The 15461-nt window shown below is 58.3% G+C and carries 14 protein-coding genes, 1 pseudogene and 1 riboswitch; of the genes and pseudogenes, 7 read left to right on the top strand and 8 right to left on the bottom strand.

Annotated elements, in window-relative coordinates:
• Window positions 1-7: 7 nt before the first annotated feature.
• Window positions 8-198: riboswitch (cobalamin riboswitch) on the bottom strand.
• Between the two features lie 280 nt (window positions 199-478).
• From PL597_RS18120 to PL597_RS18100, 5 genes are all read left to right on the top strand, one after another.
• Window positions 479-1462 carry a DUF1852 domain-containing protein gene (locus PL597_RS18120; protein ID WP_271365909.1) on the top strand — a complete coding sequence of 328 codons (984 nt, stop codon included), beginning with the start codon at window positions 479-481 and terminating at the stop codon, window positions 1460-1462.
• Between the two features lie 27 nt (window positions 1463-1489).
• Complete coding sequence (locus tag PL597_RS18115) at window positions 1490-2518, top strand: methionine synthase (RefSeq protein ID WP_191218403.1); 1029 nt, start codon at window positions 1490-1492, stop codon at window positions 2516-2518.
• 26 nt (window positions 2519-2544) lie between these two features.
• Window positions 2545-3045 (top strand): flavin reductase, encoded by a 501-nt coding sequence (locus tag PL597_RS18110; RefSeq protein WP_137412575.1) that lies wholly within the window; start codon window positions 2545-2547, stop codon window positions 3043-3045.
• A 498-nt stretch (window positions 3046-3543) separates the two neighbouring features.
• On the top strand, window positions 3544-4452 hold the full coding sequence (locus tag PL597_RS18105; RefSeq protein ID WP_271365908.1) for a GNAT family N-acetyltransferase: 909 nt from the start codon (window positions 3544-3546) through the stop codon (window positions 4450-4452).
• Between the two features lie 164 nt (window positions 4453-4616).
• The gene (locus PL597_RS18100; RefSeq protein ID WP_269824932.1) at window positions 4617-6038 is read left to right on the top strand and encodes an aldehyde dehydrogenase family protein; all 1422 of its coding nucleotides are present in this window, start codon (window positions 4617-4619) and stop codon (window positions 6036-6038) included.
• Here PL597_RS18100 and PL597_RS18095 read toward each other — a convergent pair.
• The 6 genes from PL597_RS18095 to PL597_RS18070 all read right to left on the bottom strand — a co-directional run bounded on the left by PL597_RS18095 (window position 6032) and on the right by PL597_RS18070 (window position 12446).
• The gene (locus PL597_RS18095; RefSeq protein ID WP_077984692.1) at window positions 6032-6961 is read right to left on the bottom strand and encodes a LysR family transcriptional regulator; all 930 of its coding nucleotides are present in this window, start codon (window positions 6959-6961) and stop codon (window positions 6032-6034) included. The two genes, PL597_RS18100 and PL597_RS18095, sit on opposite strands and share 7 nt — an antisense overlap.
• A gap of 390 nt (window positions 6962-7351) precedes the next feature.
• On the bottom strand, window positions 7352-8320 hold the full coding sequence (locus PL597_RS18090) for a threonine/serine dehydratase (protein ID WP_271365870.1): 969 nt from the start codon (window positions 8318-8320) through the stop codon (window positions 7352-7354).
• A gap of 5 nt (window positions 8321-8325) precedes the next feature.
• Window positions 8326-9318, bottom strand: a complete 993-nt coding sequence (locus tag PL597_RS18085) for an ornithine cyclodeaminase family protein (RefSeq protein ID WP_271365868.1) — start codon at window positions 9316-9318, stop codon at window positions 8326-8328.
• Window positions 9319-9526: 208 nt separating this feature from the next.
• Window positions 9527-10849 (bottom strand): NAD(P)/FAD-dependent oxidoreductase, encoded by a 1323-nt coding sequence (locus tag PL597_RS18080; RefSeq protein WP_271365866.1) that lies wholly within the window; start codon window positions 10847-10849, stop codon window positions 9527-9529.
• Between the two features lie 50 nt (window positions 10850-10899).
• Entirely contained in the window at window positions 10900-11289 is a 390-nt protein-coding gene (locus tag PL597_RS18075; protein ID WP_271365865.1) for a RidA family protein, read from the bottom strand.
• A complete protein-coding gene (locus PL597_RS18070) occupies window positions 11289-12446 on the bottom strand; it encodes an alanine racemase (RefSeq protein ID WP_271365863.1) in 1158 nt (385 codons plus the stop codon). The genes PL597_RS18075 and PL597_RS18070 overlap by 1 nt, the downstream gene beginning before the upstream one ends.
• Window positions 12447-12638: 192 nt before the next feature.
• Between PL597_RS18070 and PL597_RS18065 the strand changes: the two are divergent.
• Together PL597_RS18065 and PL597_RS18060 are read left to right on the top strand one after the other, a co-directional pair.
• A pseudogene (locus PL597_RS18065) lies at window positions 12639-12860 on the top strand (ABC transporter ATP-binding protein); the annotation flags it as partial.
• A gap of 94 nt (window positions 12861-12954) precedes the next feature.
• On the top strand, window positions 12955-13509 hold the full coding sequence (locus tag PL597_RS18060; protein WP_271365906.1) for an ATP-binding protein: 555 nt from the start codon (window positions 12955-12957) through the stop codon (window positions 13507-13509).
• A 359-nt stretch (window positions 13510-13868) separates the two neighbouring features.
• Here the strand turns inward: PL597_RS18060 and PL597_RS18055 are convergent, their stop codons facing one another.
• Both PL597_RS18055 and PL597_RS18050 read right to left on the bottom strand, forming a co-directional pair.
• The gene (locus PL597_RS18055; protein WP_077984695.1) at window positions 13869-14645 is read right to left on the bottom strand and encodes an ABC transporter permease; all 777 of its coding nucleotides are present in this window, start codon (window positions 14643-14645) and stop codon (window positions 13869-13871) included.
• A complete protein-coding gene (locus PL597_RS18050; protein ID WP_077984696.1) occupies window positions 14632-15453 on the bottom strand; it encodes an ABC transporter ATP-binding protein in 822 nt (273 codons plus the stop codon). The genes PL597_RS18055 and PL597_RS18050 overlap by 14 nt, the downstream gene beginning before the upstream one ends.
• Window positions 15454-15461: the final 8 nt, after the last annotated feature.

Raw genomic sequence — 15461 nt, 5'->3', positions numbered from 1 at the left:
CCGCCCGTGGACGTTATCTGTCGTGGCAGGTCTCCTGGCTCGCGGATGACCGCTCCCGCCCGTCTTCCCGGGATAAACCCAGTGACAAAAATGGACGTTCGCTAGCCGCTTACAGTTGCGGGGGCAGCTCCGGCATCTGACCGAATTCCCTCTTAGCTCCGGACTGTCGTCCACAGAACCACGACGGTAAACCAATGTCCCATGCCGCTCGTGGGGTCAAGGCCTCGTTTCCGGTCGGCGGGCCAGACCCACTTGTCCCGCAAGCCATGTCGCTTACCCAAAACCATGAGGACGGCTCATGCTTCAATGAAATGAAATCAATTTTTCTCCATCAACGGCTCAGGCATAAGAGGGGCGCGCTCCAGGCCATAGACAAGCTAAAGATTGTTGATTGAGAAACACGAGAGAAAAAATGAGAGCACTGAAAGAAAAAGAAACAGATTCAGGTTTTTTCTCGGTCCATGAGAACAATATTGCCATGAGCGGTGAATTTACGTTCGCTCTCAAGAGCATTCCTTTTGACGAGGATTATCAACCCTCGGAAAATACGCGGCTCACGACTAACTTCGCCAATCTGGCCAGAGGGGAGAGCCGCCGGGAGAATTTGCGCAACGCGCTGAGGATGATCGACAATCGCTTCAACGCCTTGGCGCATTGGGACAATCCGAAAAACGATCGTTATTCTGTCCAGCTCGAGATCGTTTCCGTCGAGATGAGGATTGATGCTGAAGGCAATACTGATGCTTTCCCCCTGATCGAAATCCTGAAAACGAATATCGTCGATCATAAGACAGGCGAACGCATCGAAGGCATCGTCGGGAATAATTTCTCCTCGTATGTTCGGGATTATGACTTCAGCGTCGTGCTGCCGGCTTACAATAAGGATCGCCCGGCATTTGGCACGCCGGAGAATTTTGGCGATCTGCATGGAAACCTGTTCAAGTGTTTCCTGAATTCAGATGCCTACAAAGAACACTTTCAAAAACTTCCGGTCATCTGCCTGAGTGCCTCCAGCAGCAGGACATACAGCCGGACCGGTAATCAGCACCCTGTATTGGGTGTCGAATACCAGCAGGATGAATTGTCGTCGACCGATCGATACTTCCAGAAAATGGGATTGAAGGTTCGCTTTTTCATGCCGCCGAACAGCGTCGCGCCTTTTGCATTCTATTTCCTCGGTGATCTGCTCGACGATTACACCAATCTCGAGCTCATCGGCACAATCAGCACCATGGAGACTTTTCAGAAGATTTACCGGCCCGAAATTTATAATGCCAATTCCGCGGCAGGGGCCTGTTATCGTCCGAGTCTCGGGCATCAGGACTACTCATTGACGCGTATCGTCTACGATCGCGAAGAGCGTAGCCGGCTGGCTGTCGAGCAGGGAAGGTTCGCTGAGGAGCACTTCATCAAACCCTATGGGACTGTTCTTGAGCAATGGTCTACCAAACACGCCCTTTGATGAACTGAAAGCATAAGGTCCCCCATCATGAAAACACTGTTGCCCACGTCAACCGCCGGCAGCTTGCCGAAACCTTCATGGCTTGCAGAGCCTGAGAAACTCTGGTCGCCTTGGAAATTGCAGGATGACGAACTGATCGAGGGCAAGCAGGACGCCTTGCGCTTGTCCTTGGACGACCAGCGGCAGGCAGGTATCGATATCGTCAGCGACGGCGAGCAAACGCGCCAGCATTTCGTCACGACATTCATCGAGCATCTCGATGGTGTCGATTTCGAAAAACGCGAGACCGTCAGAATCCGGGATCGCTATGATGCGAGCGTTCCGACAGTCGTCGGCGTCGTGTCGCGCAAACAGGCGGTTTTTGTCGAAGACGCCAAGTTCCTGCGTCAGCAGACCAAACAGCCGATCAAATGGGCTCTGCCGGGGCCGATGACGATGATCGATACGCTCTTCGACGACCACTATAAAAGTCGCGAAAAGCTGGCCTGGGAATTCGCCGGGATCCTGAACCAGGAGGCCAGAGAACTGGAGGCTGCCGGGGTGGATATCATCCAGTTCGATGAACCCGCATTTAATGTCTTCTTCGATGAGGTGAATGACTGGGGTGTTGCCACTCTGGAAAAGGCAATCGAAGGCCTGAAATGTGAGACTGCCGTTCATATTTGCTACGGCTACGGTATCAAGGCCAATACGGACTGGAAAAAGACTCTTGGGTCGGAGTGGCGGCAGTATGAGGAAACTTTCCCCAAGCTGCAGAAATCCAGCATCGGCATGATCTCCCTGGAATGCCACAACTCTCACGTTCCGATGGATCTTATGGAACTGGTTCGCGGCAAGAAGGTGATGGTCGGAGCGATCGATGTTGCGAGCAATACCATCGAGACGCCGGAGGAAGTGGCCGCTACTCTGCGAAAGGCACTTCAGTTTGTCGATGCCGACAAACTTTGCCCTTGTACCAATTGTGGCATGGCACCCCTGTCTCGCCGGGTAGCACGAGGCAAGCTGAATGCTCTCGCCGCAGGTGCGGAAATCGTTCGAAAAGAACTGTCAGCCTAGCGTTACCGGAGCCGCAGGAGGCCGACATGAACATGGTGAACCACCGCTTCGATATTGTGGACAAAGCCACGTTTCGCAACGGCATGTCGCGTCTCGGCTCTGCGGTCAACGTCGTCACCACCACATACGGCGGGAAGCGTTACGGCTTCGCCGCATCGGCTGTTTGCAGTGTCAGCGACACGCCGCCGACACTTCTCGTCTGCATCAATCGAGCCAGCTCATCTTTTCATGCGTTTGAGCGTGCGCGACACTTCTGCGTCAACACGCTGATGCCGGGCCAGGAGGATATCTCGAACGCTTTCGGCGGAAAGAGACCGGTGAAGGATCGATTTGCGCTTGGCGAATGGAAAGACGGCCTCACGGGTGTCCCGATTCTGGCTGACGCCTCGGTCAGCTTTGAATGCGAGCTGACCAATGCCGTCGACGAAGCAACGCACCGAATTCTTTTCGGGTGCGTGATCGACATTCGCGAGAGCGAAGAGCAGGCAACGCTGCTCTACTGCATGCGTCGCTATCTCAAGGGATAGCGGATACAGGCCGTCGTGACACCGGCGTTCACCTCTCCCACCACATCCTCCGAAACTCTGTTGTATGTAACGCACAAGATGGAATCCATGTTTTGCAATAGCTCCATTTCGGGGTTCTACAGGTTCAGGGGGCGGGAGCGAGGGGTTTGTGCCATCCCCTCCTGATGCCCTCGACGTCGCAGGGCTGCGACCAGCAGTCGTTCGGTCCATTCGACGATCGCGGCATTCAGCGTCCTGAACACGCTAATGAAGCAAACCAGTTTTTCCAGAACTTCAGCCACGTTCACCGGGTCACGGGTGCAGGCTTCGGCCGTCTTTGGCACGGTTCGACAGCTATCGGGCACGGCATTGTGAAGGATGTGATGCCGAACGCATCACCGTTTCGGTGAAATGTTGCAAAGCTCCACTGATTTCGAGCAAAAGCTGCGGCGCGGTGGGGTTATGATCGAGCCGCTATGCGCCACGAGCGGCACGAAATGGTGGGAATTGATAGAGGACATGCGTGTGAGTGAAATCCTCAAGCTCGGAGAAAGAAACCAGATCGACGCCTTCGCGATGCAGATCGACGATATGGCGAGGGCGGACCTTGAGCAGCTTCATGCGCTGTCGATTTCGGTCGGCTGGCCGCACCGCCCGCAGGACTGGCAGTTCTTGCGCGACGTCGGCAAAGGCGTCGTTGCGATCGATGACATCGGCCGCATCATGAGTTCCGCCATGTGGTTCCGTCAATCGCCCGAGCTCGCAACGATCGGCATGGTCATCACCTCGCCGCGCTTGCAGACGCATGGCACGGGCCTCTGGCTGATGGAATATGCGCTACAAGATCTTGACGGCATAGATCTGCGCCTCAACGCAACGCGGGCTGCCCAGAGGCTTTACCTGTCCCTCGACTTCGTGCCGGAAAAGATTGTTTATCAGTGCCAGGGTATCGTCACCGATGCGCCCTTCGAGCAGGATTTTTCCGGCGACTTGCGGGTCTTGGGCGCTGATGATCTCGCCGCAGTGACGGCGCTCGACGCGGCGGCCTTTGGCGTGGTGCGCTCAGGCGTCATCGAAAAGCTCATGGCCCATTCGCGAAGCTACGGCCTTTTCCACGATGGCGTACTGAAGGCTTTTGCCCTCTGTCGCCGGTTCGGGCGCGGCCATGTCGTCGGGCCGATTGTGGCCTCGAACGACGAGGAGGCCGTCGCTGTCGTTTCGCCGCATATCCGCGATCATGAGGGTCGGTTCCTGCGTCTCGATACGCACTACGAAACAGGTGACTTTGCACTCTTCGTGCAGCGCAGCGGTCTTACCGTCTACGATACCGTACTGACTATGTCGCGGGGCAAGCGGCTTGCGGATTTTGCGACGGAGGGAACGCGTGCGCCGGTGACGTACTCACTGGCCAGCCAGACACTTGGCTGATCATGCTGAGGCGACCGGCGGACCTGCACATTCGGGACCGCCGTTGTTAAGCCCAGCCTTAATCGGGCACTCAGGCGAGATCGTCTGTCGATCTCTTGCCCTTTCAGTCATCCTGTTCGAAGCGCACGGAATACGTCGTGCAGGACCAAGGAGAAGACGTAGCGATGAAACGAGAGAACCAGTTTTACATCAACGGTGAATGGCAGGCATTCGCCGATGTGAACCTGCTGCCGGTCGTCGATCCGGCGTCTGAACAGGTTACCGGCCATGTCCCTGCCGGAAGCGCCCGCCACGTTGACCTGGCCGTGGCCGCCGCACGCAAGGCCTTTCCCAGTTTTGCCCAATCGAGTATCCCGGAGCGGCTTGCGCTTCTGAAAAGAATGCATGCGCTCGTCATGGAACGCGCCGAGCTGTTCGCTCAGGCGATCGTGAGCGAAATGGGGACGCCGATCAGCTTTGCCCGGTCGTCGCAGGTCTTCTTTGCCGCCGAACATATCCGCGTCCAGATGGAGACGCTCGAGACATATCCGTTCCTGTCGGTGAACGGAGGCCTCGCGACAGCGAAAGAGGCCATCGGCGTCTGTGCCCTCATCACCCCCTGGAACTGGCCTCTCTACCAGATCACCGCCAAGGTGGCGCCCGCGATTGCCGCTGGCTGTACGATTGTCCTGAAGCCCAGCGAGCTTTCGCCTTACAGCGCAGTGCTGTTTGCCGAACTGATGCACGATGCGGGCACATCGCCCGGTGTGTTCAACCTGGTCAACGGCACGGGCGAGGCCGTTGGTGCTGCTCTGTCCAGCCATCCGGATGTCGACATGATCTCCATCACCGGCTCGACGCGTGCAGGCGTGCTGGTCGCCCAGGCGGCCGCACCGACCATCAAGCGCGTGGTTCAGGAATTGGGTGGCAAGTCGCCCAACATCCTGCTGGATGATGCCGATTTCGAAATCGCGGTCCCGAAAGGACTGCAGGCGGGCATGCGCAATGCCGGCCAATCCTGCAGCGCGCCGACGCGGATGCTAGTGCCAGCGCACCGGCTTTCCCAAGTGGAGGAACTGGCACGCAACACCGTCCATGCCATGGTGGTTGGCGATCCGCGCGACGCCGCGACAACGATGGGGCCGATCGCCAACCGCGCCCAGTTCGAACGCGTTCAGACTATGATCAGGGCCGGCATCGATGGCGGGGCCAAGCTCGTGGCAGGCGGACCTGGTCGTCCTGGCGGGATCGAGAGCGGCTTTTTCGCACAGCCGACGGTCTTTTCCGACGTCACGCCTGACATGCGCATCGCGCGCGAGGAAATCTTCGGCCCTGTCCTGGCGATCATGCCCTATAAGGACGAGGAAGAGGCTATCACAATCGCCAACGACACGGTCTACGGTCTCGGCGCGCATGTGCAGTCAGGCGATATCGACCGGGCGAGACGCGTGGCGAGCCGGATCCGCGCGGGTCAGGTTCATATCAATTATCCGGCTTGGAACGGTGCGGCGGCATTCGGCGGCTACAAGCAGTCGGGCAATGGGCGCGAATACGGCGTCCACGGACTTGAGGAATATCTCGAGACGAAGTCAATCCTCGGCTACTGACCGACTGATGCCAAGTTGCCGCTTCGCCATGGCGGCGGCTTGAGCGACTGACGCAGGAGCTTCAAGAAAGCGGTGGAGCGGGCGCTCCGCCCGTGCCTCGATCCCAGCATGGCGATGATGTCGGCCGAGGGAAGCTGCCAGTCGGGCAGCACTTCCTGCAATCGGCCGGCGACGAGGTCTTCAGCGACGCTCCATTCCGACCGCATCATCACGCCCTGGCCCGCCAGTGCCCAGTCTCGGATGACCGAACCGTCATTGCTCGACATGGCTGGATTGATACGCACTGTCGCAGTCTCCTGCCGGGGCCCGGTGAAACGCCACAGCGTCACGTCTTCTTCGTTCTCGCGGACGGCAAGGCAGCGATGCCTGGCGAGATCTGCCGGCTCCAAAATCGGCGACGCCGAAGTCAGATAGTGCGGACTGGCGCAGAGAATGCGCCGGTTCGGCGCCAGCGTCGTTACCACTTGGTCGAGATGTCCCCGCGCGCCGATGTGAATGATCACTTCGAAACTCTCCATGAGCAAGGCGGAAGGGTGGTCGGACAGTTCCAGCGTGGCGAGCGCGCTCTTATGCTCGCGCGCGAACGCCTCCACGACGGGTGCGACATGCTGCCTGCCGAACCCGTGTGGGGCTGCGATCCTCAAATGTCCCCGCACCACGCCCCTGCGGTCCGCCAGGGCTTCTGACAGCTCATCGATTGCGTTGCTGACGATAACGCTGTGCGAAGCGACGAGCGAGCCCTCCTCGGTCAAAAAGAGGCTTTTGCCGGTTCGATCGATCAGCCTGACACCCACTTTTTCTTCGAGCGCACGAAGCCGCTGAGTGACGGCTGGCGGCGTCACGTTGAGCTTGCGCGCGCTCTCCGCCAGGGATCGCGAGCCGACAAGGACCGAGAAGAAGGCGAGATCATCGGATGTAAGCATTAAGTTCGTCCTGAATTTAATATTCTAATCACATTAATTTTCATCTTCATACTCAGGAGGCAAGACGTTTGATCGAAGAATCGCGGAAAAGCCTCGATTGTCGCGGCCGCGCGGGCGACAGCTTCGTGATGAAGCTAGGCTATGTCGGCGCCTGGAGGACGATCGAGACGCTGCGTAACCTTCGTCACGGTCACCTGAAGAACTCCGACGTTCAAGAACAGGCAACTGTCTCAAGTCAGCAGCCAACCTGCACCAGAATAAGAACGGCTTTCGTCCAGACGGCGCAAGTTACCGATGTGTTCTCCCGGACCATTTCCGGTAGGGATGAGCAGTCAATCCATACAATGAGACGTTTGGTCGCCGGCTGCCTGGTGAGACCGACTCAAATGCTTATCCCTCGGCATAGACTTCAGCGAGATCGCTTAAGTCCCAGTTTCCGCCAGACAGCACGGCGCAGACCTTTTCATTTGGCTTGAGATTTATCGAGCCAGCCAGCAGCGCCCCCACCGTGATCGCGGCCGCCGGCTCAGCAATCAGCTTGGCATCTTTTGCCAACGCACGCATGCCATCAACGATATGTCGGTCTTCAACCAAAATAATCTCATCGACGTATTTTTCAATGATGGGAAACGGATTCTGGGCCGGCACGCTGAGCCGCAGCCCGTCAGCAATCGTGTTCAGCAACGGAAGCGAAGTGCGCTCCTTATTGATCCGGCTCTGGTAATATTTCGGCGTCAAAGAGGGCTCTACGCCGATGACGCGCACGGAGGGATTAGTTTCCTTGATGGCTGTTGCGATACCCGAAATCAGTCCGCCACCGCCGACGGGGACGATGACCGTATCAACGTCCGATAGATCATCGAGAATTTCGCAGCCGATCGTTCCCTGGCCTGCCATCACAATCGGATCCTCGAAAGCGTGGATGGGGGCATATCCGTTTTCGGCGGCCATCGCGTAGACGTGTTTCCACCGCGCTGCATTGTCTCCGTCAAAGAGAACGACCTCTGCCCCCAGCGCTTTTGTGTTCGCGATCTTGATCTTCGGTGATGTGACCGGCAGCACCAGAATAGCCTTCACGCCCAGCATACGGGCGGCATAGGCTAACCCCTGTGCGTGATTGCCCGAAGATGTCGCGATAATCCCGTTTGCAATTTCGTCCCTGGACAGCGAGAGAGCCTTGTTGAGCGCGCCGCGAATCTTGAAGGCGCCAGTAACCTGCAAGGTCTCAGGCTTGAGGTAGAGTTCGCAGTCGACAACCTTTTCAATCTTGTCTGCGCGCAACAGGGGCGTATGCCGGATATGGGGTTTCAGGCGCGCTCGCGCGTCCTGGATGTCCTGAAGGGTCGGGAAGCTTGTCATGGTGATCACTCGAAAAAGGAAAAGAATGCGCCAACATTGTTGGCGAGGGCGTTCTGGTAGATGGACCGGGCAGTCGTGTTATCCTGGATCGCCATGCCGGTGGAATCGAAGATCGTGATTTCCTCATCATTTGTCCGACCGGATTTCGCGCCGAGCAGGACCTCTCCTATTTCGCCATGGATGTCGTCCATGGTGATGATGTTGTTTGCGAGCGGATGAAAGGTTTCACCCTTTTGCGAGCACTGCGAAATGGAATCGACGACAATCTTCGCGTTTCGGAATATTTCGGGTTCGAGTTCCTGTTTGCCGCGCTGATCAGTGCCGATCGCAACGATGTGGGTTCCAGGTTTTACCCAATTGGCCTGCACCAGATCGCCTTTGCCGCGCGTCGTCGTGATCAGAATGTCCGCCTTTTCGACAGCGTCTTTCTTGGACGCCGCCAGCGTAACCGGTATGTTAAACTCGCGCTCTATGTCCTGCTTGTAAGCAGCCAGGGCCGCCGACGTGCGGCTCCAGGCGTGAATCTCGTCGATCTGCATGATCCTGCTAATCGCGCGGATCTGCATTCTCGCCTGATTGCCCGTACCGATCGATGCAATGACACGGGAATTTTTTCGGGCAAGGGCCTTCACTGAGACGGCGCCAGAAGCCCCAGTTCGAAAGCCTGTGATCAGACTTCCATCCAGTATGCAGATAAGCGCGCAGCTTGTGGCGTCGAACAGCAGAATGGTTCCCATGCTGTTCGGCACGCCATGCTGCTCGGGGTTGTTGGCGAAGCCGCCGGAATGGGCTTTCATCGAAATCATTTCCGCCTGCTTGTGATAGCCAAGCTTGAAATCGATCTCTCCGCGTCCGTCCGGCAGGTGGATGCCGATATAGTCGGGTTGTGCGACCTGGTTGCTGCTATAGGCCCTGTAGGCGTCTTCCACAGCGCCTATCACCTGCCGCATGTCGATCAGGCGTCTTACCTGATCCTTGTTGAGTAGGAGCGTTTGCATCGCTGACATCGGTTTGCTCGCAGTTTCCTGCAGTCGCGTGCGACTGCTCGTGTGATGACCATGCCCGATATTTGTCTTCATTTTTCGCCGCATAGACTGCCGGTGAACGCAGATTGTTGTGATTGACGTCGCGGCTTACGCATAAAGTTTGCCGACGACGATGGACCGGACGCGTGCGTTTAGCTGGCGGTGGCGATCTCGACTGCAATCAAAGCGCGCCGACATTCACCTTCGATCCGTCAAAGAAGCGCGACAGCCGGAAGGGCGTGGGATCAACGCAGGGTTTGTCATTGGCAACCAGGTCGGCCGCGAGTCGTCCAATGCCCGGACCGATGCCAAAACCGCGACCGGACCCGCCGGCCGCCAGATAAAAGCCGCGCACGCGGTCGACTGCAGAGATCACCGGCACTGCGTCCGGTGTGCAGTCCACATAGGAACCCCAGCTATCGGCGATCGTGACGCCGGCAAGCGCCGGAAACTGGTCGTGGACACCCTTCAGCATGGCGGCAATTGTGCGCTTGCTGGGGGCCGGATCAAGAATCCGCATCCGCTCGAAGGGCGATGTTTCCTGCATCGTCCATCGTGCCAGCGCTTCCGGACCGCGGAACATCGACGTACTGACGCCGACCTGTACGGCCTTGAGCCGCTTCAGGAACATCGGCATGAACCAGCGGGCATAGCGCATGCCCTGGGGCGTCAGGTCAAGTGTTGCCCTGCCGCTGACGGCCAAAGTGTAACTGCCATCGAGCCGGCGCGTCAGCGAACATTCGGGTGTGTAAAGGGCATCGCCGACATCCACCGTCGGTACTGTGCGCACCGCCGTCTGGCGGACACTTGCCTGCGGAAATATGACGCCGTAGGGCCGACTGAACATGGATGCCCATGCGCCGCCGGCATTGAGGACGGCCTGAGTCCTGATCGTGCCTTTTTCTGTGATGACCCCGGCGACTGCGCCGTTGACAACATCCAGCCCGCGCGCGGCGCAATTCTGGTGGATGGTTGCGCCGAACTTGCGGGCACCGCTCGCGATTGTCGGAGCGGCAATGGCCGGCTCGCCCTTGCCATCATCAACGGAATGAACCCCGCCGAGCCATCGACGCCCCTGCGCCGGAACGCTTTCATGTGCCTCCTTGGGGCTCAGCATGCGCGTATTGACATCGAACTTACGGGCGGTCGTCTGCCATTGCTCCCATTCCGCCAGCTGTTGCGGATTGTCCGTGGCATAGAACAGGCCGCACCGGCGGAAGCCGACATCCTCGCCGATCTTCGCCGCGATCTCGTCCCACAGGTCCATGGCGACGCCCGAGAGTGGCAATTCGCGCTCATCCCGGTTCTGCCGGCGGCACCAGCCCCAGTTGCGGCTCGATTGCTCCGCGCCAACCAGACCTTTTTCCAGTAGCGCCACGGAGAGACCACGTTCGGCCAGCGAAAATGCTGCGGACGCGCCGATGATGCCGGCACCGATGACCACGACATCGGCCTTGGCCGGGAGTTCCGGGTCGCTTGGGATGGATCTGAGCAGTGGAGTCATGAATCTTGACCTAGGTGAGTGGTGTTCTTGCGACCGGATGTCCGTTGGATTTAATGGCCAATGACGGCAATCGCGTCGATCTCGACGAGATAGTCATAGTGCAGTTCAGGGACGGGAACGACTGTGCGGGCGGGGCGCGCCTCACCCAGCCGTTCGGCATAGACCGCGTTGAAACGCGGCCAATTGCTGACCCCAACGATATACGCCGTCACGCGGACGAGATCTGCCAGCTGCCCGTCGGCGGCCTTGAGGATCGCCAGCATGTTGTCGATTGCTTGCGCAGCCTGCGTCTCGAAACTGTCGTCGGGCAGGGGCTCCCCATCGGGGCGGATCGGCAACTGGCCGGATATATAAAGATGATCACCGCCACGCCTTGCCTGGACATAATGCCCAGCCGGGCGCGGCGCGTCATCCGTGCTGATGTCCAGCAATCTTGTCATTACCAGCCTCCAAAGCGCGGCCAGACGGCTTCCACATCGCGCGAGACCCCGCGCACGATATGATAGGCGCCGTGCTGTGCCGCGGTCGCACAGGCGTGGTTGGGCAGGATGCGGACGCGGTCTCCGACGGCCAAGTCTGGAAGGCGGCCGTTGGAACCCGGCCGGACAGCAATGATCCCGTGCTCTTGGTTCGCATCGGCAACGATCACATCGTTGAAAACTTCGCCGTTGACGTCGCAGACCAGACCAAAGCCCATGTCGAGGGGCTGTTTGCTGGTGCCGCGGTCCCGCGACAGCGACATCCAGCCGCCATCTGTGATGATCCAGCCCTTATCGCGCTGGTGGCCGATGACGGTGGCGAGAACGCTGAGCGCAATGTCATCCACCCGGCAGATGCCGATCCCGGCCATGACCAGATCGAAGAACACGAAGACTCCAGCGCGGACTTCGGTCACGCCGGTCAAATCCTTTGCGTGATGAGCCGTCGGCGTTGAGCCGACACTAACGATGGGGCAGGGCAGGCCGGCGGCGCGCAGGACCTGCGCGGACTCGACAACAGCCCGGCGTTCTGCCTCGGCGAAGCGTTCCTGAGTCTCCGGGCCGCCGCCGCGATAGCTATCACCGGCATGGGTCAGTACGCCGCGCAACTCGGCGCCGGCGGCAAGTACTTCGCCGATCTGAAGCAGCCGGGCATGGTCATGGGGCGGAACGCCGGAGCGATGGCCGTCGCAATCGATTTCGATGAGGGCTGGAATGCGTAAACCCGCCGCCTTGGATGCTGCGGCAATAGCCTCGGCCTGCTCGACATTGTCGGCCACGACCATGAGGTCGATGCCGCGGTCCCGCATCTCGGCGACACGAGCGAGCTTGTCGGGTGCAATCCCAACCGCATAGATCACGTCGCGCACGCCTGCTGCGGCGAACTGTTCGGCCTCCTTCAAGGTCGATACGGTCGCAGGCCCTTCCGGCGAGGTCATGACCTTGCGGGCGGCCTCGATCGACTTGGCAGTTTTCAGATGCGGGCGTAGAGAAACGCCCAGTGCATCGAGACGCGTCCGCAGCCGCGTGATATTTCTCTCCATCCGATCCGCATCCACGATAAGGCAGGGCGTTTCCAGGGTGTCGAGCGTGCTGGCGAAATTGGGTTCTGTACGCATTTGGAGCGTCCTTACATCCATCAGTCCGGTTTCCGGTTTGATCCCAATTTGCCGCCAATTCATAAAGGCTGCAATTAATGACTAGTGAATGTTGGATTTAGCTTTCTGTTAATCTCTTCACCTCCAGGCCTTGCCTTGAGCAGGCTTTTCTCGTGGCAGTCAGAGTTTCGGCCCAGGAATATTGTCTCTGGCATGGTCGTTACGACCGAGCCTGTGTTGCCGGATGACGCGGTGATTGCGGTTCGTGGTTTGACCGTTAACCTACCGCGCGGCATGGAGCGTCCACACGCTGTTGAGAACGTACCCTTCGATCTCAAGCGTGCCTAGATTCTCCGCAACATCGGTGAATCCGGCTCGGGCAAATCGCTGACGGCCAACACCATCTTCGCGCTGTTGCCGAAAGTGATCCCCGTTTTCGGCAGGCACCATCAATCTCAACACTGTGCCGCCTTCCTGCGATGCTGACCAACGCCCCGGACGCTTCCTTCTGACCGGTTCAGCCAATCTAATGACCCTGCCGCGCGTGTCGGACTCGCTCGCAGGGCGGATGGAGGTGGTCCGATTGCTTCCGCTTGCGCAAAGCGAGATCAAAACTGCCGGCGGCAGCTTTCTGCGCGATGCATTTCAAAATGAAGCCAAGGGCGGAGAAGCCATCGTCGGCGATGATCTGATGGCCGCGGTTCTGGCCGGTGGATATCCAGAGGCGCTGGGTCGTAGGAACCTGAGCCGCAGACATGATTGGTACGAAGATTATGTCGAGGCGATCGTCCAACGCGACGTTCGCGATGTCGCGCAGATTGAACAGATTGCACAAATGCCAGGCCTGTTGCGCATCCTGGCCGAGCATTCGGGACAAATCGTGAACTATTCCGGGATCGGCGCCGCTATTGGGATGAATCACGTCACAACGCAGAAATACGTCGGCATATTTGAGAGCCTTTTCCTTGCCCGAACGGTTCAACCCTGGTTTTCCAATAAACTTAAACGTCTGACCAAGAGCCCTAAAATCCATTTTCTAGATTCCGGTCTTCTTGCATCTCTGCGCGACCTGTCTCTTGACTGACTCCGACATGATAGGGGGAAGGATTGTCGGTATCGAGATCAAAGCGGCGGCATCCGTGACGAATTCCGATTTCCTGGACTGCGCATATTGGCTGAAGCAACAAGGGAACGATTTGTTTCAGGCATTGTCATGTACGACCATGACAAGGTGATCCCGTTCGGAGAGCGGCTATCCGCTGTCCCAATCGCGGCGTTGTGGCGTTAACAGGTAACTCGATTGGGGCTTCGCACCCCAGAACTTTTGGAAGTGTGGCGACGAAAACTGGACCGCAAGCGACCGATGGGAGTAGCAACGTCGTTAAAGAAAAAGCGGGCCGGCCGACTGGCCGCCCCGATGGAAATAGTCTTGTTTCATTCCGCTTACGCGGGACGCTCCTCGCCTGCATTCGGCCGCCAGGTAATCAACCTCTTCTCCGCAAAATCCAGAATGAGGTCAATAACAAGAACGAAGACCGCCAGGATGATGATGCCCGCGAAGACGCCGACCGCATCGAAGTTGCCTTCCGAGCGGGCGATTAGATAACCGAGGCCAGCGGAAGCTCCCAGATATTCGCCGATGATTGCGCCGACCACGGCAAATCCGACGGAGGTGCGCAGCGACGACAGAATCCAGCTCGCCGCAGCGGGGAAATAGACGTGACGCAGCAGATCCGAACGCTTGGCGCCAAGAATGCGAGTATTGGAAAGCACGACCGGATTCACTTCGCGCACGCCCTGCATGGCGTTGAAGAAAGTGACGAAGAAAACGAGCGTAACCGCAAGCGCAACCTTCGACCACAGGCCGAGGCCGAGCCACAGCACGAAGATCGGAGCCAGAACCACACGCGGAATGGCGTTCACGGCCTTGATGAACGGATCAAGCACTCGGGCGACGAAGGGGCTGAGGCCCAGCCAGACGCCGGCGCCGACGCCGAGACCTGTACCGATGAGATAGCCAAGCACCGTTTCGCTCAGCGTGATGCCGACATGCTTGTAAAAACCGGCATCGGCAACCCAGTCAATCACCTGTTTGACGATGTCATAGGGCGCCGGAAAGAAGAACCGGTCGATGGCGCCCGAGGTGACACCGAGCTGCCAGCCTCCCAAAAGCACGACCAGAAGAACGACCTGGATGATACGAACATTAACGGCTTGCATAGCTTTTCTCCACTTCGCCACGCAGGGACGCCCATATATCGCGATAGAGCGTCATGAATTTTGGATCGAGTTTGATTTCCGCAACGTTGCGGGGACGTTCAAGATCGACAGGGAAGCTCTCGATGACGCGGCTCTTCGGGCCAGCAGCGAGAACAACAACCCGGTCTCCGAGCGCAATCGCCTCTTCCAGATCATGGGTGATCATGACCACCGCACGGCGGTCCTCCTGCCACAGGCGCAGCAATTCGTTCTGCATAAGGTGGCGGGTATGGATATCCAATGCGGAGAAGGGTTCGTCCATGAGGATGACCTTCGGCTCGGTGATGAGTGCTTGTGCCATCTGCACGCGTTTGCGCTGCCCACCGGAGAGCTGGTGCGGAAAGCGGTCTCCGAATCCCTTCAGGCCGACCTTTTCAAGCCAGGACTGAACCTTGGCGCGCCGCTCATTTTCGGGAACGCCGCGGAACATCAAGCCAAGCTCGACATTCTGAAACGCTGTCTTCCAGGGAAGAAGCGCGTCCTGCTGGAACAGATATCCGATGTTGTTCTGTACGCCCTTGACGAGCGAACCGTCGATGGAAACCTTGCCCTGCGCTGGCTTCAACAGGCCCGCAATGGCGTTGAGAATGGTGGACTTTCCGCATCCCGTAGGCCCAACGATGGAGAGAAACTCGCCATCGCCGACCTTGAGATTTACGTTTTGTACGGCAACAAACGAACCGAACGCCATGGTCACATCATCGATTGCTACCATCGGCGGGGGCTTCAGTTCCGTCACGGGTTCTAGCTTTCTGGCTGGCGAAGACATGGCGGCCT

The organism is Agrobacterium sp. ST15.13.013, assembly GCF_027956525.1.
Lineage (GTDB): Bacteria > Pseudomonadota > Alphaproteobacteria > Rhizobiales > Rhizobiaceae > Agrobacterium > Agrobacterium salinitolerans.
This window is presented reverse-complemented; position numbering and strand designations above follow the sequence as displayed.

Coding starts and splice junctions, on each gene's coding strand:
- PL597_RS18120 (WP_271365909.1), top strand. CDS start 479: ATGAGCGGTGAATTTACGTTCGCTCTCAAGAGCATTCCTTTTGACGAG.
- PL597_RS18115 (WP_191218403.1), top strand. CDS start 1,490: ATGAAAACACTGTTGCCCACGTCAACCGCCGGCAGCTTGCCGAAACCT.
- PL597_RS18110 (WP_137412575.1), top strand. CDS start 2,545: ATGAACATGGTGAACCACCGCTTCGATATTGTGGACAAAGCCACGTTT.
- PL597_RS18105 (WP_271365908.1), top strand. CDS start 3,544: ATGCGTGTGAGTGAAATCCTCAAGCTCGGAGAAAGAAACCAGATCGAC.
- PL597_RS18100 (WP_269824932.1), top strand. CDS start 4,617: ATGAAACGAGAGAACCAGTTTTACATCAACGGTGAATGGCAGGCATTC.
- PL597_RS18095 (WP_077984692.1), bottom strand. CDS start 6,961: ATGCTTACATCCGATGATCTCGCCTTCTTCTCGGTCCTTGTCGGCTCG.
- PL597_RS18090 (WP_271365870.1), bottom strand. CDS start 8,320: ATGACAAGCTTCCCGACCCTTCAGGACATCCAGGACGCGCGAGCGCGC.
- PL597_RS18085 (WP_271365868.1), bottom strand. CDS start 9,318: ATGCAAACGCTCCTACTCAACAAGGATCAGGTAAGACGCCTGATCGAC.
- PL597_RS18080 (WP_271365866.1), bottom strand. CDS start 10,849: ATGACTCCACTGCTCAGATCCATCCCAAGCGACCCGGAACTCCCGGCC.
- PL597_RS18075 (WP_271365865.1), bottom strand. CDS start 11,289: ATGACAAGATTGCTGGACATCAGCACGGATGACGCGCCGCGCCCGGCT.
- PL597_RS18070 (WP_271365863.1), bottom strand. CDS start 12,446: ATGCGTACAGAACCCAATTTCGCCAGCACGCTCGACACCCTGGAAACG.
- PL597_RS18060 (WP_271365906.1), top strand. CDS start 12,955: ATGACCCTGCCGCGCGTGTCGGACTCGCTCGCAGGGCGGATGGAGGTG.
- PL597_RS18055 (WP_077984695.1), bottom strand. CDS start 14,645: ATGCAAGCCGTTAATGTTCGTATCATCCAGGTCGTTCTTCTGGTCGTG.
- PL597_RS18050 (WP_077984696.1), bottom strand. CDS start 15,453: ATGTCTTCGCCAGCCAGAAAGCTAGAACCCGTGACGGAACTGAAGCCC.